Source organism: Streptomyces sp. NPDC004134, from assembly GCF_042874195.1.
Classification (GTDB): domain Bacteria; phylum Actinomycetota; class Actinomycetes; order Streptomycetales; family Streptomycetaceae; genus Streptomyces.
In genome coordinates, this window is sequence record NZ_JBIAMS010000025.1 from 1 (window position 1) to 20380 (window position 20380).

Below are 20380 nucleotides of genomic sequence, written 5' to 3' on the forward strand. Positions count from 1 at the left end.
TGCCAGGTCCCGGCCCGCCGCGCGATGGAACGCAACGAAGCGGCGGTCGCCGGTTGGGTGAAGGAGACCTGGCCACACGTGGAAGGACCGCAGCGACGCTCGACGCCTGGCTCGTCTTCGAAGACGAAGCCGGATTCTCGATGACGCCGCCGACCACCCGCACCTGGTCCCGCCGCGGCCACACCCCCGTTGTCCGCGTCAGGGGCCGATCCCGCCGCCGCTTATCGGTGGCAGCCCTGGTCTGCTACAAGCCGGGCGAACGCTCCCGGCTGATATACCGGCCCTGCCCGGACGCCCGCCCCGACGGCCGCAAGAGCTTCTCCTGGAAGGACTACCGCGATCTGATCCAGACCGTGGTCCGGGCCAACTCACCCACGCCGCACCAGCCACGCCCGACGAACTCCCCGGACTGCTGACCTGTCTGTCGGCGGTGCCCGACCCTCGCCGGTGCCAGGGGCGCCGTCACCCGCTCGCTTTCGTCCTCGCGGTGGCCGCGTGTGCGGTTCTGGCCGGTGCGAAGTCCTTGGCCGCGATAGCGGAGTGGGCCGCCGATGCCACGCCCGGTCTCCTGTCCCGCCTCGGCGCCCCGTGCCGAGACCCGCGACACGGACCCCTCCCACCGGCCGAGGCCACCGTGCGCCGCACGCTCCAACGCATCGACGGCGACGCGCTGGATGCGGCCGTCGGAACCTGGCTCGCCCGGCGTGACCGCACCACCACCGCTGGGGACGGCACACAAGACGACCGGCCGCGGCCATCCCTGGCAGTGGACGGCAAGACCGTGCGCGGCGCTCTGCGTCCCGACGGCACCCGGGTTCACCTGCTCGCCGCGATGACCGGCACCGGCCTGGTCACCGCCCAGCGCGAGATCAACGCCAAGACCAACGAGATCACCGCCTTCCAGCCCTTGCTCGCCGGCCTCGACCTGGACGGCGTCGTCGTCACCTTCGACGCTCTGCATTCCCAGACCGAACACGCCCGCTTCCTCGTCGAGGACTGCCGCGCCCACTACATCGCCCTGATCAAGGGCAACCACCCGACCCTGCACCGGTGGCTCAAGGCCCTGCCGTGGCGGGATGTCCCGCTGGGCGACAAGTCCCGGGCCACCGCCCACGGGCGCAACGAGATCCGCTGTCTGAAGACCGCGACCTCCACCCGCATCACGTTCCCGCACGCAGCACAGGCCGTGCAGATCGTGCGCCGCCGCCGGACCGTCACCACCGGCAAGGTCAGCCTCGAACGCCTTTACGGCGTCACCGATCTGACGGCCGAGCAGGCCGATGCGACCGAGATCGCCCGCCGCATCCGCGACCACTGGGGCATCGAGAACGAGGTCCACCACGTCCGGGACACCACCTACACCGAGGACGCCTCCCCCGTCCGTACCGGCACCGCACCACGGGCCATGGCCACCCTGCGCAACCTCGCCATCGGCGCCCTCCGCCTGGCCGGCCACACCAACATCGCGGCCGGACTACGCCACCACGCCCGCGACACCACCCGCCCACTCACCACCCTCGGCATCACGTGATCAACCCGGACACATCCACTGAAAGACGCCGCCCTGGACGCCACCGACCCGGGATATCGGCGCGTTCACCGCCCGTAGCGCCGGCCCCGTGCCGGCGCTGTACATCAGCGGGCGGCGGTGTTGTCAGCGGCGCGGCGCCGCTCATGGTGGTCCGTCGCCCAGGAGGGTCACCGCGCCGTAGATGCCCGAGGTCAGGGCCGCCGCGGCTGCCACCGCCACGGTTCTTGTCACGGGCCAGCGGGCCATGGCGGCCGCCAGGGGGAGCAGGAGGGGGAAGGCCGGGGTCATCAGGCGAGGGCGGGAGCCGAAGTAGGCGGCTCCGACGAGGGAGAGGGCGACGACGGCGCAGGTGTACGTGAACAGGGCGAGCGGCTGGCGCCGGCGGGCGGCGGCGACAAGGAGTCCGCCGACCAGGCCCAGCGCGGCGCACACCCCGACGCCGCCCAGTGGGGAGGGCCAGGGGCCGGTGAGGAGGTCGCGGATGAAGCCCGCCAGCGCCGCGCCGCCGTCGATGTGGTTGCCCCAGTCCGCCTGAACGTGGAAGTAGCCGAAGGGGCTTCCCTCGCGCACGCCGACGTAGGCCAGGTATCCGAGCCAGCCTAGCGGCGCGAGAAGCATCCCCGTGAGCAGCCGCCCGTTCCGGCACAGGAGCGCGCCGACCGGCGTGCCCCCGCGGGCCTGTGCCACCAGGTTGGCCGCCCCGGCGGCGGCGAGCGCGGCGAGCAGCGCGGCGGCCGTCGGGCGGCACAGCCCCGCCGCCGCGGCCAGCAGGCCCGCCGTCCGCCAGCGGCCGGTCAGGGCGGCGTGGAGGGACCATGCCGTGAGCGCGGTGAAGAGGGACTCGGTGTACGCCATCCACTGCACGAACCCCGTCGGCAGCGCACCCCACAAGGCGGCCAGCAGGACCCCAGTGCGGTGCCCGGCGACGTGGGCGCCCACTGCGTAGATGCCCCACGCGGCCACGAGCGAGGAGACCCCCGCCACCAGCAGCCCGGCGTCCGCGGCCCCGATTGGCGTGGCCGCCGCCAGCAGCCGCTCCAGCCCGGGCAGGAGCGGGAAGAAGGCGAGGTCCGGGTGGACGCTGCCGTCCGGCAGGCGGGCCTCGTAGCCGTAGCCGTTCTCCGCGATGCGCCGGTACCAGACCGCGTCCCAGCGGCCGTTGAGCCGGCGCAGGGGATCCTCATCCCGCAGCGCGGCGCCCGCGCAGAGGAGGAGCAGCCCGGTGAGCCGCACCGCCGCGTAGGCCGCCAGCGCGGGTGCCGCCGCCGTTACCGCGGGCGGGACGGCGCGCGGCGTCAGCCGCGGCCGCCGGGGGACCGGAGGTGCCGGGTCCGTACATGGGAAAGCCGTCATGGGACCGGATGTTCGCCGGTGGCCGCTGTGAGGACGCTGAAGCACCCTGAACACCGCTTCAGACCTGAAGAGTTCCTTCAGGAACGAAACGCGGCCTCGGGGATACTGGACATATGCGGTTACTGGTCGTCGACGACGAGGAAGGGCTCGCGGCATCGCTCAAGCGGGGCCTGGAGGCGGCCGGTTACGCCGTGGACGTGGCCCACGACGGGCACACCGGCCTGTACCTGGCGCGGGAGTACCCGTACCAGGCGATCGTGCTCGACATCATGCTCCCCGGGCTGAACGGCTACCGCGTGTGCGCCCGGCTGCGGGCGGAGGGCATCGACACGCCCATCCTCATGCTGACGGCCAAGAGCGGCGAGTACGACGAGGCCGAGGGACTGGACACGGGCGCCGACGACTACCTGGCGAAGCCCTTCTCGTACGTGGTGCTGGAAGCCCGGCTGCGCGCGCTGCTGCGCCGGGGCGGCTCCCGCACGCGGGCGGTGCTGCGCATCGGTGACCTGTGGATCGACCCGGCGGGCCGCACGTGCGGGCGCGGGGAGACCGGGGTCGCGCTGACGGCGAAGGAGTTCGCCGTGCTGGAGTGCCTGGCCCGCCGGTGCGACGAGGTCGTGTCGAAATCGGAGATCGCCGAGCAGGTGTGGTCGGCGGACTTCGACGGCGACCTGAACATCGTCGAGGTATACGTCAGCGCCCTGCGCCGGAAGATCGACATCCCGTTCGCCCGCCGCTCGATCACGACGGTGCGCGGCTGCGGCTACCTGATCTCCGGCCATGCCGCCGCCCGCTGACCCCGGCGCCGTGCCCGGACCCCCCGCCGCCACCGGGATCACGCCGCGGCTCCGGCCGCAGGACCTGCTGCGCCGCGCGGCGGGCGACCCCCGGGAGCGCGCGGCCGTCGCCGCCGGACTCGCGGCGGGGGCAGTGGTCTTCCTCCCCTCGCTGCTGCAGGCCCGTGGTCTGCCGGGCGCGTGCCTCGTGGCGCTGGTCGCCTGGGCGGCGGGAGGGTGCGGCTCCCCGTGGCTGCGGCTGTGGGGTGCCGTCGCTGCGGGCGGGATGACGGCGGTCCAGTTCGCCGTCGGAGGCAGACTCGGCGATCCCCTCGACGCCTACTACACCTACGACACGAACAAATCCGTCCTGGGAGTGCTTGAGACTCCGCCCTTCGTGAGCCCTCTCCTCGGACTCACGGTCGGCTTCACGGTCTGGGTGTTCACGGCGCCCTCAGGCCGGGGGATGCCGCTGCGGGCGCGCTTCGCGCTCGTCGCGTACCTCACCACTTTGGCCGCCTTCTCCGCCGTGCTCTGGATCACCTCTGAGATCGCGGAGGGCAAAGGCGGGTCCGCCGGGTGGGATCTGGCCCGGCTCGAAGGGGAGCTGCTCTACCTGGCGCAGGCCGCCGCCGTCGTGATCGGTACCGTCGCCTGGGTGACGGCCGGGCGGGCGCTTCGTCCCGTGGAGGCCATCCGCCAGGAGCTGGAGGACATCAACCTTCGCTCGCTGGACCGGCGCGTGCCCGTGCCCAAGGGCGGGGACGAGCTGACCCGGCTGGCGCTGACGACGAACGCGATCCTCGTACGCTTGGAGCGTTCGACCGAACTCCAGCAGCAGTTCATCGGCGACGCCTCGCACGAGCTGCGCAGCCCGGTGGCGGCGGTGCGGGCGTCGCTCGAATCGCTGCTGGCGCACCCGGAGCGGGTCGACTGGCCGACCGCCGTCCGCAGCGCACTGACGGAGCTGGAGCGGCTGCAGGACCTCAGCGAGGACCTGCTGCTGCTGGCCCGGCTGGACGGCACCGCGGCCGTCCCCCGCGACCCCGTCAACCTCACCGACCTCGCCCACGACCTGGTCGAGGAGCACCGCCATCTGCGCCGCTCGCACCCGCTGGAGATCCGCCTGGCCGCGTGGGGGCCGCCGGCGTGCGTGACGGGCAGCGGCATCCAACTGGAGCGCATGCTGCGCAACGTGCTGAGCAACGCCTGCCGCTACGCCGAGAAGGAGGTCGAGGTGGCCGTCCGCACCGAGCGGTACGAGGGCGCCGCGACGGTACGGATCGACGTCCGCGACGACGGCCCAGGGATACCGGCCGCCGACCGGGAGCGGGTGTTCGAGCGGTTCAGCCGGCTGGAGGACGCGCGTGCCCGCAAGTCCGGCGGAGCCGGTCTCGGGCTGGCCATCGCCCGGGAGATCGCGGATCACCACGGCGGCACCCTGCACTTCACCGACGCACCGCGGGGCGCGCACGCCGTCGGGCGGCTCCCCGCTGCCTGGCCGGGGGCGGCCTCGGGGCGCTGAGCGGGACCGCGGCGCACCGGCGGTGACGTGCCGTACGGCCGGGGGAGGGGAAGCGTACGACGGGCCGGCCCGGACTCGACTTGCGCGAAACGGGTGCGGTCGGCCGGTCGTACGCGGGGCGGAACGGCCCGTGCCTCCGGCGGGTCCTCTCTCCAAGAGGGGAGGGGGTGGGCGGCGCCGGCCCCCTCGCCGATCGGCCGTGGAGGCGACTGCACCCGCCTCGGGGTGCCAAGGCCAGTCTACTCGCGGCCTTCAGGGTACGAGCAGGTTGTCCCTGCTCAACTCGATGGTGTGCATCTGATCGAGTAGCCGCCTGGGCAGTTCGGGCAGGTCGTTGTCGACGATGATCTGATGGGTTGGATGGGATCACCCGGTGATGGCCAGTCACGGCAGGCAGTTCCGGATGCAGGTACAGGAACGATTTCGTTGATCCCGTGAGTGTCGAGTTCAAGTGAACCCAACCGGAGACCGTGCCTGCTGTCTCAGCTCCTCCTATGTCGTCGGACCTAGAGCAACTCGTTGCGGCCTCGGCCGCGCTCACCCGCAAGGACATCCACCCCAACCTCGACTACCCCGCAGGACTCGCCTACCACCTGACGGGCTTCGACATCTCCGCCGTCACCCCGATCTTCGTGATGAGCCGCATCACCGGTTTGACGGCGCACATCACCGAACAGCTCGCCCACAACGCCCTCATCTGCGCCCTCGCCTCGTACGCCGGGCCCGAGCAGCGGAGCGCGGATGGGATCTCACAACCCACCCCTGTCCTGCTGTCGTCAATCCAGGCGTCCGGAGCGGTCGGCGCAGCACCGTGAACGGTAGGATCACCCGCCCCTACTCGGAAGACTTGAAGTCGCCGCGCAGCACGTCGGCCACCGACCAGACGAGTTCGGACAGATGCCCGGTGCCGTCACTCATGCTGTCCTCCGCAGGCCGGTGCCCTCCATGAGACTGATCGTCCCATGGCAATGGCCGGGGCCGGCCCACGTGAGGAATACGGGACGCGGACATACCGGCGAGTACCAAGCATGGCACCGGACTGGGCACCTACCGGTGGGTGGTCGAGCGGACCTTCGCCCGGCTCCACGGCTTGCGGCGCCTACGCATCCGCTGGGAACGCTGGGCCGACATCCGCGAGGCTTCGTCAAACTCGCCTGCTGCCTCGGCATCACTCTGCGGCAACTCCGCCTCTTGTGTGAGCCGTTGTTCCTCGTCGCCCAGAATGCCCTCATCGCGCATGACTCTGCTGCGCAATTCGGGAAGCCTCGCGGCGAGGCTTCGTGCCGGGTCTGTGAACTACGTGCCGGGCCTGTCGAGGTTCTTGTAGACGGATTGTCAAGTGGCCTGCCACGGAGGGCCAAAGACATCGCAGGTAAATCCAGGGCATCCTTCGAACGGACTTCCTGATCGGACGCCGCCTTCCGGCGGCTCCCCTACGGAGACGGATGGCTATGGTTCGAAGAATGGCATGGGACGCCCCGGTGAGTACCGCCGCGGCGGGTGTCGCCGCGGTTGCTCTCGCCGTTGCCGGGGTTCTGGCGACCGCGCCAGCGGCGTCGGCAGCCACGTACAACGGGGCGTGCGGCAGCGGGTACCAACAGGTTCAGTCGACCCCGATCACCGGCATGTCGGGCAGTTCCATGGGGAGGTTGTTCCTTACTTACAACGACTCCACCGGATACAAGTGCGCTGTCACTGTCAGCGACGTCGGGCACCCCGTGACGATGTCGGCGGGAATCAAGCGGAGCTCGGCCGGCTCCTGGGTCGAAGACGAAGGTAAGTACACCTCGTATGCCGGGCCGGTGTACACCTACGCGCGCGGGCAGTGCGTCGACTACAGCGGGCGGATTGACGGAGCCAGTAAGACCTTGGTCGACGCGTACTGCAAGTAGCGGGCCGATCGGGCCAGGGGGCGGGCATGTCCAGCCCGGACGTCCTCAGCGGCCCCCCGCCTGGCACCGAGTCGTCAGCGCCTGCCTCGCTGCACAGTGGGCTCCTGAACCCTCCCTTGCGGCCGGCGGTGTCTCATCACCGTGAATCCAAGACCTTCCTGAGGGGAACTCATGGCAACCGGCAAGAGATCTTTACCTGGGCTGGGACTGATGGGGGCGGCGGTCGTTGCCCTTGCGCTCATCCAGGCGCCGCAGAGCAGCGCAGCCGACGAGCGCAGCGGCGATGCGGGGGCACTGGCCACCTCTTACGTGGGTGATACGTGCTCGTACTCCGACAACAAGAGCTGCCTGTACCTGCACTACAACTCGTACGATCCAACCTATCTGCGTCCTCGGGGAGCCTGCCACATGAGCTCCCGCACCATGACGAATCACTGGGGCGTTGTGCAGGGCACGGAGATTGTGCGGTACGTGTTTCGGACCTACAACGCCACGTCCTACTGCAACTATGCATCCGGAAGCGGAGTCGCCCTCGTCAACGACGCCGCGTCCTATTTCAACGACGACTGCGTCCGGTACCAGGTCTACTCCGGCACCAGTGGCCAGGGCGGCTCCCATATCCTGAGCTCAGGAAGCAAGGGGCCTCTCAACTCCTCGGTACTGAACACCAACGAGTCTCACTACCGCAGGGGGACGTGCTCATGAACAGTCTCTCGCGTCCCCGATTCGGCACCCTGGCTCGTCTGGCTCTGCCGAGCGGATTGGTCTTGGTGCTGGCGGCCGGCACGGTTGCCGGGGCGACCTCCGGAGACCGCAGTGAACCGGTGGCTGACGACGTCCCGGCGGTCCGGCTGCTCAACGAGGGGTGGCCGAGCGCCGTCGCCGATTCGGGCCTGGCCAGGGATCTGTCGTTGCCGTTGGAGAAATATCTGCCCTCCTATCGGGAAATGGTGGCAGTGGACACCGCGAGGCGGGAGGTCGAGAAGGACTGCATGACAGGTCTCGGCCTTGCTTGGACGCCCCCGGTCCTCTTCGTCGACCCGTCCTTCTCGTACAACGCCATGAACACCCCGCGCCGCTACGGCATCACGATCGCGTCGGAGGCGAAGCAGCACGGCTACGATCTCCCGCTGCCCAGCAGTTTCTCCTCGGGGGAGGAGGCGACCCCGACCGATGTCGAAGCTGCGGTCCTCAAGGGCCACGATGCCGCCGGAAAGCCGGTTGCCGAGGTAGCGGGGATCGACGTACCGGACGGCGGCTGCAGGGGGGTTTCCGCCGAGGACGTGGGCGACCTCGGCGACTCACTGGCCGGGGAACTCGCCGGGCAGTCTCTGAACACCTCCGAGGCCCACCCTGATGTCGTCGCCGCCGTCGCCGCCTGGTCGGCCTGCATGGCCGACCAGGGCTACGAGACAGATCACCCCTACAACGCCGCCAACATCACCACGGCCTCCACCCAAGAGGTCGCCGTGGCGGACATCGGTTGCAAGGAGAGCACGGATCTCGTCGGGATCTGGTACCGCGTGGAATCGGAGATCCAGCAGGACCTGATCGCGGAGCACCGGACCGCACTGGAGCAGGAAGCCCAGCACAACGTCGCCGTCGTCGCGGCTGCCGAAGCCATCGAGTAACCACCCGTGCCAGGAGCCCTCCGGCGATATGCCGGGGGGCTCTGGCTGTGTCATGGAGAGGCAGCAATGCAACGTCCACACGGTTCCAGACACCGACGCCGCCGCGCCTGGGTCACCGGCGGCCTCGCCATGCTCCTCCTCGCCGGCCTGTTCCAGGCACCGGGCACCTCGGCCAGAGCCGACGAACCCGACGACCGCCTCACCTCCGTCTACGACCTGTCGGATGCCCTCGAACCAGCCGTCCCCGGCCGGACATCCGACACCGCCCCGCCGGACGACTCCGTCGACCGCAGCCGGCGCACCGAATTACTCGGCACGGACTGGGCATCGTCCGCCGACCGGGCCTGGACCGCCACCGGCGACAGTACCGGCTTCCATATCCTGGTCGCCGACGAGCGGGACGGTTACGCCTGGCGGACCGCGGCCACGCTCTCCGAGCCCGGCTTCGACGCCGACTCCTGGATCGGCAACGCTTGCGTGACCGGCTCCGGCGACTGGGCCGTCGTGGTCTACGCCCCGCGCACCTTCACCAACGATCCGGTGCTGATGTCCCGGGGCGCGTTCACCGCCGTGGTCAACCTCGCCTCTGGCGAGACGACCCGCCTCGCCACGCGTTCTTCGCTGTCGTACTACAACCCAGGCTGCGGCGTCTCGCAGGACGATGAGACTGCCGTCTTGACCCAGTCCGGCGGTGAGGACCTCGACGCCACCCGCCTTACCGTGCTGGACGTACCCAACGCCAAGCCGATCGCCGAGCCGATCCAGGTGCCCGGCCAGGTGACCTCCGCGGTGCCCGTCGGAGACCGGCTGCTCGGCGCCGCCGGCGGTCGAGTGGTGCGCATCGCCGAGAACGGCAAACCGACCACGGTCGCCCGCACGGACACCGTGCCCTACCGGCTGATGCCCGATGACGACGGGGGCCTGGTCTTCCTCGACCGCTCCGGCGACGGTACGACGCGTGCGAAGCGCTTGACTGCCCGCCAGATATCCTCTGCGGGTCCGGTGGACACCCCCCGGGTACTGGCCGAGGGTCCGTTGACCGCAACCGGGCTCACTCGCACGGCCGCCGGCCAGGTCTGGGTGACCGGCAAGACGGAGCCGGCGGGCGGCGAGTTGCCCGCGGCCGTACGAGTACTACCCGGCGTGGCGTTCGATGCCCGCGTCTCCACCCGGGGGAAGGCCCTGCTCACCGGAGTACGGTGGGCCGACGGCGGCGACTCGCGGACGGCCGCCCCCGAACCGGGCGCCACCCGGCCGGTGACGATCGAGCTGACCGCCACGGACACCGACGAGGAACTGTCCTTCACCGTGGCTCCTCAGCCCCCGCCCGCCGACGGCGGCCGGACCGCATCCGGGGACGGCGGGGAAGCGGCAACACTGGCTGCCCGCGACGAACTGGTCGAGAGCGAACGGGTCTGCTCGGTGCCACGCAACAGCGCCTCGAACCAGACGATGCAGCCCAAACCCCGCCAGGTGGAGTGGGCCGTCGACCAGGCCATCAACGGCACCCTCAACACCCACGTCTCCCGCCCCGCGAACTGGAAGAACCTCGGCATGCCGGCCTACCAGCCGCAGTCGCAGACGATGTTCCCCCTCCGGGCACTCTCCGGCGGCGGGCGGGTCCCGGCCCAGATACTCCTGGGCGTGGCCGCCCAGGAGTCCAACCTCTGGCAGGCGTCCCGCTACACGGTGCCGGGCGTCACCGGCAATCCGCTGATCGGCAACTACTACGGCATCGACTACTACGACGGAAACACCGCCAACGACTGGGACATCGACTGGGTGGAGGCCGACTGCGGCTACGGCATCATGCAGGTCACCGACCACATGCGGCTGGCCGGGCGGGAGGATGGCGCACCCGCGGCCTGGCCGTACGACAAGCAGCGGGCCGCAGCCCTCGACTACACGGCCAACATCTCCGCCGGCCTGCAGATCCTCACCGAGAAGTGGAATCAGACGTACGACGCCGGAATGGTCCTCAACAACGGCAACCCGGCGAAGCTGGAGAACTGGTTCTTCGCCCTGTGGGCCTACAATTCCGGCTTCTACCCGCAGAGCCAGGCGCCGTCCAACGGCGGCGCCTGGGGCGTGGGCTGGTTCAACAACCCCGCCAACCCCGAATGGAACCCGGCACGCGACAACTTCATGGAGGACCGGTACGGCAACCCCCAGTATGCGGACGCCGCCCACCCGCAGGACTGGCCCTACCCCGAGAAGGTGCTCGGCTTCGCCGCCCACCCGCTGGAGTCCCTCGAGTCGCCTGGCGTGACCGTCGCCGGCTTCCGCGCTGCGTGGTGGAACGGCACCGAGGGCGACGCCACGGTCGAAGGCAGCGCCAAATGGCACCGAGCCCAGGTCCGGCCCCCGATCGACCAGTTCTGCACTCTCGCGGACAACGACTGCGACCCAGGCCAGATCGAATCGGCGTCCGGGCCGTGCGGGCGCTCCGACTCGAAATGCTGGTGGAACGAGTCGGCCACCTGGAAGGACGACTGCTCCTACTCCTGCGGCAACGAGCTGGTGCGGTTCAACGCCAGCTATCCGGAGGAGGCCGACGGCACCGCGTACCCGCCCAACTGCGGCATCGGCGATCTCCCGGTCAACGCACTGATCGTCGACAACGTGCCACGCTCCTCCCCGTCTGCCCGTCCCGGCTGCACCAAGTCGTGGACGGACGCGGGAACGTTCACAGCGGACTTCGGCGTGGGCGAGGCAACCGGCGGCGACCCCGGCACCGGCGAGCCGAGCCGGCAAGTGTGGCCGGGCAAGGTGGACTTTCATCAACTCGGCGCGGGCTTCGGGGCGAACTTCTTCTTCGCCCACGGCCGCGACCCCGGCACGCAGGGCCAGCGGCTGCGCGTGGAGGGCACCTGGCACTTCAACCGCTCGGTCGACGGTCCGGCGCTCGTCGCCGTCCACCTGCCCGACCACGGCGCCCGCACCACCTACGCCCGCTACGAGATCGACACCGCCACCGGTACGCGTGAGCGCGTCATCCGGCAGCACGGAGCGGGCAACCGCTGGGTCGTCCTCGGGGCCTATCTCTTCGACGGGCAGCCCGAGCTCCGCCTGGACAACATGGTCCCGGGCGGCGCCGGGGACGACAACGTCGCCTTCGACGCGGCGATGGTCATCCCCTTCGACGGCGAGTACACCGAGGACACCGTGGATGCAGTCGCGTACTTCGACGAGAACCAGAACATCGACGCGCACGGGTCAGCCGACTTCCTCGGCACCCCGTTCGCCGGCCGTCAGGAGCTCTACGACTGGGCCACCGCCCTCGCCGGCTCCGTCCTTGACCTGCCGCACTGCCCCGAGGGCGGCGGGCCGTTCGGCGGCTGCTCGATGCCCCGCACCAGAGCGGCCATGGCCGACTGGCTCGCGGAGGTGGAAGCCGCGGGCACCGACCCGGTCGACCACCCCGCCGGCAAGTCCATCCCAGCCTGGCTGCGCTTCTCCAACTCCCACACCCAGCGGCCCACCTACCAGACCATGCCCGACCACTTCCAGACTGACGACGGCGCCTACAAGATCCGCTCCAGTGCCACCGTCTCGCACGTCAGCTACGCGGACACCGGGGAGATCATCCAGGGCACGGAGACGGCCGACTTCGACGACCGCACAGGGGACACCCACCTGCCGCAGTTCATGCGGGACTTCTTCGCGGCCGCCGAACTCGACTACGGCATTCACCCACCGAACCTGGACTACTCGGCGGTAGACCTCAACGAGCACGATGGGCGGACCACCACCACCAGCACCAACGCCACCGGTGTCCTGCCAGGGCGAGCGTACGAGCCCGTCTCTTCGGGCCCGATCGCCATCGACGCGAACGGCCAGCCGGCCTCGGACAACGTCCCGGCCGAGTGCGTGGCCGTCCAGACCACGTCGGGCGGCTCCATCGGGTACCGCCCCGCAATCAGCGGCGATACCGGCGTGGAGACTGCGGCCGCGGTCTGGCAGGCGCAGTTCCACGGCAGCAGCGGCGCCGAGAAGGGCGTCCCCGATGCCGTGGCCAGACTCTCGACGGAGATCTACGAGAACTTCTTCAGCAACGGCCTGGCGGCGCTCTTCCGCAACGCACCCCCCATCTGGCAGGAGCTGCATTTCTGGTCCTGCGCGGACGGCACGCTGCGGGCGCCCAGCGGCTACAGCCTGTTCCGGTCCAGCTTCATGCCCAGCCAGTACCTCTACCGCAACGGCTACGCCATCGGCCTGGACGGCGAGTACACCGGCTCTTCCCGGCCGATCCGCGAGGGAGACTTCGTGTCCTTCTCCAATCCCTACCCGGGCAGCTTCCCCGGCGGCGACCCACGAGACACCCCCTACGGCCGGTGCAGCAACACCTCCGGCCAAGGCGGCAACCCCTGGGGCATCAACCTTCTGGACGGCGCGGGCACCAATCCCTCGGGCCGGCACTGCGCTTCCGCCCCCTACCTGGAATGACCTCATCCGGCCGGGGGTGAGCAGGGACCGTCACTCCCGGCCGGCGCGTGCCCCGCCGGTGGGCATCGGGCGCCAGTGCGCGAAGCACAGCCTGGTCCGTGCAGTTGGCGGCTTGCCGGGCGTGGGCCACGAGCGCGCGGTGTGTGCCAGAGGGGTTGTCACCGAACGTTTCGGTTGCTATCTGAACCGTCTCAGCCACCGCCTAGGGCTGCTTGCGAAGCGTTTCTATGCGGAGGCGGGCCTGGCTCACCGTTGTGGCCAATTCGGCGAGGGGAAGTCCGTGTTTTCCAGCGTATGTGAGGAATAGAAGCAACCGGTGAAGTAGTCCTCAGTGTCCGGGTCGTCCGGCACCAGGCTGCAATCGGGGTCGACTCCTCCGTCTTGTTCTGGGTACCACCAGGCGGAGGTTGCGTCCCTTCTCCAGCGCACACCCCAGGCATGGAGGTCGCTTCGCGCGGCGTAGGTGCGGCGCTGGTAGGCGTCCAGGCCAGGCAGTGCGGCGAACGCCTCGTGCAGGAGCGGGTCGGCCACCGCAGCGTCGGCTTCGGTGCACACGGGAGCGAACCGGCTTATCAGTGCGAAGTGGGGCCCGGGATACCCGGCGTCCGGGTTGGCGAGGGCGGTGGCGCGGCAGATGAGGTCGAGTTCCGGCCGGCGCAGTGCATGGGGATGCCACTGGGCACTGTCGTCCCACCCAAGTTCTACCGGCACGTGCCGAACGCATGGAAGGTGAGCGGGCTCTCCATTTCGTTCCGCCCACCGATGAGCCTGTTCTCCTCGGCCGGCGTCGAGGCCGGGGCATGTCGGTCAGGGCGCGAGGGCTGTGGCCTCGCGGGGTGGGGAGGCGGGCTGTGGTTCTGACATCTGCTGGCGCAAGTCGGCTGGGGGGTGGCCGTAATGGCTGGTGAAGGCTCTGGTGAACGAGGTGTGGTGGGTGAAGCCCCAACGGGTGGCGATGGCGTGGACCGGGGTGGTGGCCTGGGCGGGGTCGGTCAGGTCGTGGTGGGCGCGTTCGAGGCGTTGTGCGCGGATCCATGCGGAGACCGGGGTGCCGGAGCCGTGTGCCTGGAAGAGGCGGTGGAGGTAGCTCACCGAGATGTGGTGTGCGGTGGCGATCGTCTTGGGTGTGAGGTCCGGGTCGTGCAGGTGGTGTCGGATGAAGTCCCGTATGCGCAGGGTCAGTGTCCGGGTGCGGCTTTCGGGTTCGAGAGCCTTCTCGGCGTCCAGGTGCTGGGCGATGACGGCGGAGAGGAGGTCGATGACCACCGTCCTCAGGCGGGGACCGTCGGAGGGCTGGTAAGTGCCCTTGGTGCGGAACATCTGGATGAGAAGGTTCACCAGGAGTGCGTCGACCGGCCCGTGTCCGGATATTCGCCGGGTCAGGAGTCGGTCGATGCGTTGGGGGAGGAGGGGCAGCATGGTCTTCGGCACCTCGAGGGAGATCGCGTGGACGATTCCCCGGGAGCCGTTGCCTCCGACGCAGTCGAAGGGCCGTGACGTGTCGACGAGGTACAGCTCGCGTGGGCCGTGCTCGTCTTCGCGGCCTTCCTGGGCGATGCTCGCTGTGCCTTGCATGGGGAGGGTGAGGTGGTAGAGCCCGGGGTCGGACTGCCGGATCAGTCTTGGCGTCCGCACGAACCGTAATGGCAGCAAACTCGTGGACCACACGGCCAGTCCACCCAGGTCCAGCAGGCGCATCCGCCCCGCATACAGGTCGGCGAACTCGCTGCTGGTGTCCATCGGGACGATGGTCTTCGCCATGAGATCGCGCCAGTTGGCGAACCGGTCCGCCGGGTCCAGGTCGTCGGTGTGAAACCGCGTTTCGATCACTTGAGCCCCCCGCTGCGAGCGCCTGCGCCCTCCAGCGTCGCAGACTATCCGGTGATGTTGACCTTGAGAGGGCGGTATGAGAGCAGGTGCCGGATTCGCGCCTCGTCGTGGGTGAGCGGGCAGGTTTCGGCGATGCCGGGTGGTGTACGGACGCGGCCGGGTGAACGGGCCCTGTTCGGGCTCGGCCAGGATCCCGCGCTCGAACCCCTCAGGCCCAGACGGCGACGCCTGGCCGGGGTCTCTCCCCTATACGGGGGAGAAGCTCCCCCCGCTGGGGGGAGCTGCCTAAGGCGCGAGGCGGCTGTACTGGACGTACGGACAGACCGGCCGCCCTACGGGAGGTTGATCATCATGCGTGCCTGGACGAGACGACATCTGCTGCTGTCGACGACCGCGGGGGCGGTGGGCCTGGCCGCCACGGCAGTCACAGCACCGACGTACGCGGCAGCAGGGGGCCGCCGGGGAAGCAGCGGACCCAGGGGCGACGGCATTGAGGACGCTCTTCGGGCGCTTCCCGGGCTGCGCGTGATCGAGGAACTACCGGGCGCCGAGCCGGGATACCGCTTCTTCGTCCTGGAACTGCGCCAGCCGGTCGACCATGCCGACCGTACGGCCGGTACGTTCGAGCAGCGGCTCACCCTGCTGCACACTGCCACCGACCGTCCGATGGTCCTATACACCACCGGGTACGGGGCGGTGCTTACGCCTCGCCGTACCGAACCCGCCACCGTACTCCGCGGAAACCAACTCCAAGTAGAACACCGCTACTTCGGCGTCTCACGCCCGCCGAGCGCCGACTACGCCCACCTGACCATCCGGCAGGCCGCCGACGACCACCATCGCGTGGATCCTGCGCTACGCAGAGCCCACTCCGGGCTCCCGCGCATGAGGCCACGGCCGGTCGCAGCCCCGTCGAACCGCCGCCGCGCACGCCTGCCCTGGGGGGCGGTGTGTGACGCTGCCGGCCCCGAGTCGGCATCGACAGCGAGGCCGCTCGTCACACCGGCCCTCGTATGACCCGAGGTCATGGACGGTGACCGCCGCCCTGTGGACGCAACGTCAATCTACCGGTCACTGCACGCGAAAGACTCCACGGTCGATGAGTGGGACCATTCCTTGACCCGCGAATCACGCGCAGAGGTTTCATCAAAGTGTCCTGGGGAGAGCGTTCATGCGCAAGGCCGGAAGCGTCATCGGTGTCACTGCAACGGTATTCTTGGTCTTCTGCTCAGCAGCGGCCGGAACGGCGAACGCCGAAGGCGGATCACAAGGTTTCAACAATAATTCCGGAGATGCGCTCAAATTCGAACTGCGTGGTGAGGTCAACCGCGAGTGGGGCCATTCTCAAGAGACCGCGCTCCCTGCACATTACGACTTCGATGTCCTGCCTGCCTGACTGCTGCACTCCACCGGATACCGATGTGCAGCATGCACACGGTCTACGGCAACGTTCCCACACCGGACCGAACGCTCAACCTCCGCATCAGCAGGGGCTGCCGGGAAAGAAGAACGCGGTCACCTGAATTTTTCGGTCGAGGAGGGCGTTATGGTGTGGCAGACGTCAATGTTGTCGCTGGGGGCGGGGGAGGTCAAGGATTTCTGGGTTAGCTGGGGTGACACCTGGCGAGGGCTGCAGTATATCCAGGCCAAGCCGTTCTCACACGGGATTCGCCTCGACATCATCGCATACGGTATCCGAAACATCGGGGTTTATGACTTCCCGTCAGAAAAAATCTCCTATTGGGTGACCGTGCGCAACGACAGCGATAGCAGTTGTCAATTCGTGCTCTGTGGTGTCCGTCTTGGCTAGGAGGCTTGAGTGGAAACTGCATCGAGAAACGCCAAGCTGCAAGTGGTGACAAACTGGTCTGGTCGGATCGTAGCTGCCTTGTGGCCGGAACCGCGGAAGCCCGGGGATCCCACCAGCGTCGGAGTCGTACTGGGACCTGATGAGACGGTGCACGAGGTGGAGATCCCCCCCGAACTCAGGGATTCGCTCACCTTGGATCTCGAAAATTTCACTGTGCAGGTCGATGCAGAAGGCAGGGCCTCCCTGGCCGCGATGATGTGACAACGACCAACACAATGAGCTGAGTTGCCGGAGGGCGATCAGGCAGCAGGCGGGTTGGAGGAAGCGAGGGCGCGGCAGCGCAACCCTAACGGTGGTCACCTGCTGCTTTCCTGACTGCTCGGCCGCTGCCACCGATCAGTCCGCTGCCGGGTGCGTGGTCGACTGCCAGTCCCGTCGAGGTGCGGTGGGCCCTATGGGGCCCCGACGGCCCCGCCGGCGGCGGGGCGGGCGTCGCCCCAGTACTCCTGCAGAGCGCAGATCCGGTTGCCGCGGACCTCCACGACGATGATCTCCCAGTTCCGGTATGACGCGGTGTTCTCCGACGCACCCACGGAGTCGTACTCGTAGAAGACTCTGTCTCCGGCCACGGTGGTCCGGCGGCGCGTACCGAGGACGCGATTGCCGTTCGCGGCATGGAATGCCGTCCACTCGACCACCGCCTGCCGGCCCGCGCTTCCTTCGAACCTTCCGCGCGCGGGGTTCTCCGGAAACCAGAAGCCGAAGTCGTCCGTCAGCATCGCCAGGAACCCCGACCAGACCCCGGTGCGCCAGCCGCGGTCGAAGGCGTCCATCGCCGCGTTCCCTACCCGCAGTACCCGGTCACGGTGCCGATCGGCGCCGACATGGTCCTGCGCCGCTTGAGCCGGGAAGGGAGTGAGCGCACCCGCCGTGGAAATTCCGGTGAGCAGGGCGCCGGCGGCGGTACCTCGCAGTACGCGACGTCGATCGGGGTTCGGGGTCACGTCATCCTCCGCGGGGTTCGGCCGACTCGATGGACAGAGCGTCCCGCACTGACGCGAAAGCCGACCGAAAGACTCGTCGAGCATGCGGCCATACCGGCCCCGACACGTCCTCAGCGCTTGCGCTGGTCACGGGGCCTCGGGCACCTCATCCAAGTCCCGGACCCCGAAGGACGGATGCCGCTGCCGGACGTCCAGGAGATCGACCGGTCCCAGATGAACGCCTGGGAAGGCCCCGGTGCGGGATGCGTCGTCTGCAGTGCGGGCGGCATCCTGGCGTCCGAGTGCCGAGATCGGCCGGCCTGGGCAGCGGGTTCCCCGGGATCGACGCTGATTCGTGCCCGGCTTCCTTATTCGACGAGTTTTCCTTCGCTGGAGACCTCTTGCATGAGGGCGGTGATCTCGGCGGGGATGGCCGGGACGGTCTCCCGGGTGATGCCGGCGGTGGGGGACCATACGAGGTTGACCTGGAGTGCCGGGTCGGTGTCGGGGTAGTCGCTGCGGTTGTGGCAGCCGCGGGTTTCGCGTCGTTCCAGGGCCGCTTCGAGCGTGGCCCGTGCGGAGAGGGCGGCGGCCTTGAGGTCGAAGGCGTGGGCGAGGTCCTGGTAGCCGGCGATGTCGGGGTGGATGCCGACGGACCGCATCCGCTCCTCGATGCCGTCGAGTTCGGTGAGCCCGGCGCGCAGTCCTTCCTCGTCCCGTACGACTCCCGCGTGCTCGGTCATGGTGTTGCGGACGGCGCGTTGCAGTGCGCGTACGTTCTCCGGTCCGTCCGCCGCGAGGAGGTCGTCGATTTCCTCGCGGGCCTGCGCGACGGCGGTGGGGGAGCGGGTCTGGGTGGTCAGTGAGAGCGAGTAGGCCGCGGCGGCCTGTGCGGTGATTCGGCCGAAGACCAGCAGTTCGATGAGGCTGTTGCCGCCGAGCCGGTTGGCGCCGTGCAGTCCGCTGGCGGCTTCGCCGATGGCGTACAGGCCCCGTACCTCGGTGCCGTGGTCCTCGGGGCGTACCAGGACCCCGCCCATGGAGTAGTGCGCGGTCGGTGCGATCTCGATCGGTTCGCGGGTGATGTCCAGCATCTGCAGGTCCATGAGCAGCCGGTAGACGCGGGGGAGGCGTGACATGACGACCTGCCGCGGCAGATGGGTGACGTCGAGCAGCACGCCTCCCCTGGGCGTCCCGCGCCCTTCCTTGATCTCCGTATAGGAGGCCAGGGCGACTCGGTCACGGGTGGACAGTTCCATGCGGTCGGGGTCGTAGCGGGTCATGAACCGGTCCCCGGAGGCGTTGCGCAGGATTCCGCCCTCGCCGCGTGCCGCCTCGCTGACCAGCGTGCCTGCCGCGCTCTCTGGCGCGATGAGGCCGGATGGGTGGAACTGCACCAGCTCCGGGTCGCGCAGCCGCGCTCCGGCTTCGGCGGCCAGGCGGAAGGAGTCGCCGGTGTTCTCGTCGCGCCGTGAGGAGGTGCGGCGCCAGATCCGGGTGTGGCCGCCGGTGGCCAGGATGACGGCGTCGGCGTGGATGAGGTGGGGGGTGCCGTCGGTGAGGGCGAAGCCGTACGCGCCGAACACGGCGCCGTCGTGGGTGAGCAGCCGGGTGATGTAGACGCCGTCGAGTACGGGGATGCGGAGTTGCTCCGCGCGTCTGACGAGGGTCCGCTGGATCTCCAGGCCGGTGTAGTCGCCCGCGAAGGCGGTCCGGCGGAAGGTGTGGGCGCCGAAGTAGCGCTGGGAGATGCGGCCGTCCGCTTCCCTGGCGAACTCCATGCCGTAGCGCTCCAGGTCGTCGATGCCGCGGGCGGCGCCCTGGGTGGCGATCTCGACCGTGCGTGGGTCGGCGAGGAGGTAGCTTTCCTTGAGCGTGTCGGCGGCGTGCTGCTGCCAGGAGTCCTCGGGGTCCATGGTGCCCAGGGCGGCGTTGATGCCGCCGGCGGCGAGGACGGTGTGCGGGTCGTCTTTGGCGCGTTTGCCGACCGCGAGGACGTCGATACCGGCCTCGGCCAGCTCGATCGCCGCCCGCAGCCCGGCTCCTCCGGTGCCGATCACCAGCACCATGGTCGAAAGACGTCGTTCGGTGAGAGCCACGGTCCACTCCGCTCGCCTGGGTCGTCATCCGGCAGGACCGACTAGGCGTTCGGTCTGTGACACCGTTCGTATCCGATGAACGGACGGACACGCCGACCGACACGCGCATGAGGCAACGGCCGGGTGCGAGCCCTTCCGGAGACGGCGGTCGCGACCGTGTCACAGGAACCGGGCCCGGACATCGTGGATGGAACGGGAGTCTTCCTGTGTATGCCCGACCCGCGCCGGACACCCGCAAGGGCGACCGGTCACACACCCCCGCCGCGAGACCGGGCCGCGCTCAGCGCACGGTGTACGGGTCCGTCCGCACCACCCACACGCCCGCTTCCTCCAGAGCCGTACAGGTGGCGGGATCCGACGCCGCTTCGGTCACGGCCACGAGCAGATCCTCCGGGCCGCAGACCTTCGCCATGACCTCACGTTCGCGGTGCGCGCCATGACCGCACTCGCCGCGCTGCCCGCGCCGATGCTTCTCACCATCCGTGCGGAAGGCGGAGGGGCCAG

The 20380-nt window shown here is 69.4% G+C and carries 16 protein-coding genes and 5 pseudogenes; 15 read left to right on the forward strand and 6 right to left on the reverse strand.

From position 1 onward, the window contains the following. The 3 genes and pseudogenes from ACFYVJ_RS26865 to ACFYVJ_RS26875 all read left to right on the forward strand — a co-directional run. Positions 1 to 144 (forward strand): annotated as a pseudogene (locus ACFYVJ_RS26865) (transposase); the annotation flags it as partial. Then, a pseudogene (locus tag ACFYVJ_RS26870) lies at positions 141 to 353 on the forward strand (DDE endonuclease); the annotation flags it as partial. The pseudogenes ACFYVJ_RS26865 and ACFYVJ_RS26870, both read left to right, overlap by 4 nt. A gap of 68 nt (positions 354 to 421) precedes the next feature. Further along, positions 422 to 1531 (forward strand): ISAs1 family transposase, encoded by a 1110-nt coding sequence (locus ACFYVJ_RS26875; protein WP_388896685.1) that lies wholly within the window; start codon positions 422 to 424, stop codon positions 1529 to 1531. Between the two features lie 141 nt (positions 1532 to 1672). On the opposite strand, the gene ACFYVJ_RS26880 is transcribed toward ACFYVJ_RS26875, so the two are convergent. Then, positions 1673 to 2884 carry a hypothetical protein gene (locus ACFYVJ_RS26880; RefSeq protein WP_388896407.1) on the reverse strand — a complete coding sequence of 404 codons (1212 nt, stop codon included), beginning with the start codon at positions 2882 to 2884 and terminating at the stop codon, positions 1673 to 1675. Between the two features lie 113 nt (positions 2885 to 2997). Here ACFYVJ_RS26880 and ACFYVJ_RS26885 point away from each other — a divergent pair, with 113 nt between their 5' ends. The 8 genes and pseudogenes from ACFYVJ_RS26885 (at position 2998) to ACFYVJ_RS26920 (ending at position 13154) form a co-directional block, all read left to right on the forward strand. After that, positions 2998 to 3681: a response regulator transcription factor gene (locus ACFYVJ_RS26885; protein ID WP_388896410.1), complete on the forward strand. Its 684-nt coding sequence runs from the start codon at positions 2998 to 3000 to the stop codon at positions 3679 to 3681. Positions 3682 to 3691: 10 nt separating this feature from the next. Further along, complete coding sequence (locus ACFYVJ_RS26890) at positions 3692 to 5185, forward strand: sensor histidine kinase (protein WP_388896412.1); 1494 nt, start codon at positions 3692 to 3694, stop codon at positions 5183 to 5185. 476 nt (positions 5186 to 5661) lie between these two features. Next, positions 5662 to 6000: pseudogene (locus ACFYVJ_RS26895) on the forward strand (citrate/2-methylcitrate synthase); the annotation flags it as partial. A gap of 206 nt (positions 6001 to 6206) precedes the next feature. After that, positions 6207 to 6349, forward strand: a pseudogene (locus tag ACFYVJ_RS26900) (transposase); the annotation flags it as partial. Between the two features lie 299 nt (positions 6350 to 6648). Further along, positions 6649 to 7077, forward strand: coding sequence for a spore-associated protein A (locus tag ACFYVJ_RS26905; RefSeq protein ID WP_388896415.1), 429 nt, complete (start codon positions 6649 to 6651; stop codon positions 7075 to 7077). Positions 7078 to 7248: 171 nt separating this feature from the next. Next, positions 7249 to 7782 carry a hypothetical protein gene (locus ACFYVJ_RS26910; protein ID WP_388896418.1) on the forward strand — a complete coding sequence of 178 codons (534 nt, stop codon included), beginning with the start codon at positions 7249 to 7251 and terminating at the stop codon, positions 7780 to 7782. Continuing rightward, positions 7779 to 8708: a hypothetical protein gene (locus ACFYVJ_RS26915; protein ID WP_388896421.1), complete on the forward strand. Its 930-nt coding sequence runs from the start codon at positions 7779 to 7781 to the stop codon at positions 8706 to 8708. Before ACFYVJ_RS26910 ends, ACFYVJ_RS26915 begins: the two co-directional genes overlap by 4 nt. A gap of 66 nt (positions 8709 to 8774) precedes the next feature. Further along, entirely contained in the window at positions 8775 to 13154 is a 4380-nt protein-coding gene (locus tag ACFYVJ_RS26920) for a hypothetical protein (RefSeq protein WP_388896424.1), read from the forward strand. A gap of 246 nt (positions 13155 to 13400) precedes the next feature. Here ACFYVJ_RS26920 and ACFYVJ_RS26925 read toward each other — a convergent pair whose 3' ends face one another. Both ACFYVJ_RS26925 and ACFYVJ_RS26930 read right to left on the reverse strand, forming a co-directional pair. Continuing rightward, positions 13401 to 13865 carry a hypothetical protein gene (locus tag ACFYVJ_RS26925; protein WP_388896427.1) on the reverse strand — a complete coding sequence of 155 codons (465 nt, stop codon included), beginning with the start codon at positions 13863 to 13865 and terminating at the stop codon, positions 13401 to 13403. Between the two features lie 96 nt (positions 13866 to 13961). Beyond that, positions 13962 to 14984, reverse strand: coding sequence for a helix-turn-helix domain-containing protein (locus ACFYVJ_RS26930; protein ID WP_388896430.1), 1023 nt, complete (start codon positions 14982 to 14984; stop codon positions 13962 to 13964). Positions 14985 to 15509: 525 nt separating this feature from the next. On the opposite strand from ACFYVJ_RS26930, the gene ACFYVJ_RS26935 reads away from it, so the two are divergent. The 4 genes from ACFYVJ_RS26935 to ACFYVJ_RS26950 all read left to right on the forward strand — a co-directional run bounded on the left by ACFYVJ_RS26935 (position 15510) and on the right by ACFYVJ_RS26950 (position 17055). Next, complete coding sequence (locus tag ACFYVJ_RS26935) at positions 15510 to 16001, forward strand: hypothetical protein (RefSeq protein WP_388896688.1); 492 nt, start codon at positions 15510 to 15512, stop codon at positions 15999 to 16001. A gap of 154 nt (positions 16002 to 16155) precedes the next feature. After that, positions 16156 to 16380 carry a hypothetical protein gene (locus ACFYVJ_RS26940; protein WP_388896432.1) on the forward strand — a complete coding sequence of 75 codons (225 nt, stop codon included), beginning with the start codon at positions 16156 to 16158 and terminating at the stop codon, positions 16378 to 16380. Positions 16381 to 16530: 150 nt separating this feature from the next. Next, complete coding sequence (locus ACFYVJ_RS26945) at positions 16531 to 16794, forward strand: hypothetical protein (protein ID WP_388896435.1); 264 nt, start codon at positions 16531 to 16533, stop codon at positions 16792 to 16794. Positions 16795 to 16803: 9 nt separating this feature from the next. After that, positions 16804 to 17055: a hypothetical protein gene (locus ACFYVJ_RS26950; protein WP_388896438.1), complete on the forward strand. Its 252-nt coding sequence runs from the start codon at positions 16804 to 16806 to the stop codon at positions 17053 to 17055. 191 nt (positions 17056 to 17246) lie between these two features. On the opposite strand, the gene ACFYVJ_RS26955 is transcribed toward ACFYVJ_RS26950, so the two are convergent. From ACFYVJ_RS26955 to ACFYVJ_RS26965, 3 genes and pseudogenes are all read right to left on the reverse strand, one after another. Then, the gene (locus ACFYVJ_RS26955; RefSeq protein ID WP_388896441.1) at positions 17247 to 17627 is read right to left on the reverse strand and encodes a nuclear transport factor 2 family protein; all 381 of its coding nucleotides are present in this window, start codon (positions 17625 to 17627) and stop codon (positions 17247 to 17249) included. A 518-nt stretch (positions 17628 to 18145) separates the two neighbouring features. Beyond that, on the reverse strand, positions 18146 to 19846 hold the full coding sequence (locus tag ACFYVJ_RS26960; protein WP_388896691.1) for an L-aspartate oxidase: 1701 nt from the start codon (positions 19844 to 19846) through the stop codon (positions 18146 to 18148). A gap of 310 nt (positions 19847 to 20156) precedes the next feature. Continuing rightward, a pseudogene (locus ACFYVJ_RS26965) lies at positions 20157 to 20288 on the reverse strand (ArsR family transcriptional regulator); the annotation flags it as partial. Between the last annotated feature and the right edge of the window lie 92 nt (positions 20289 to 20380).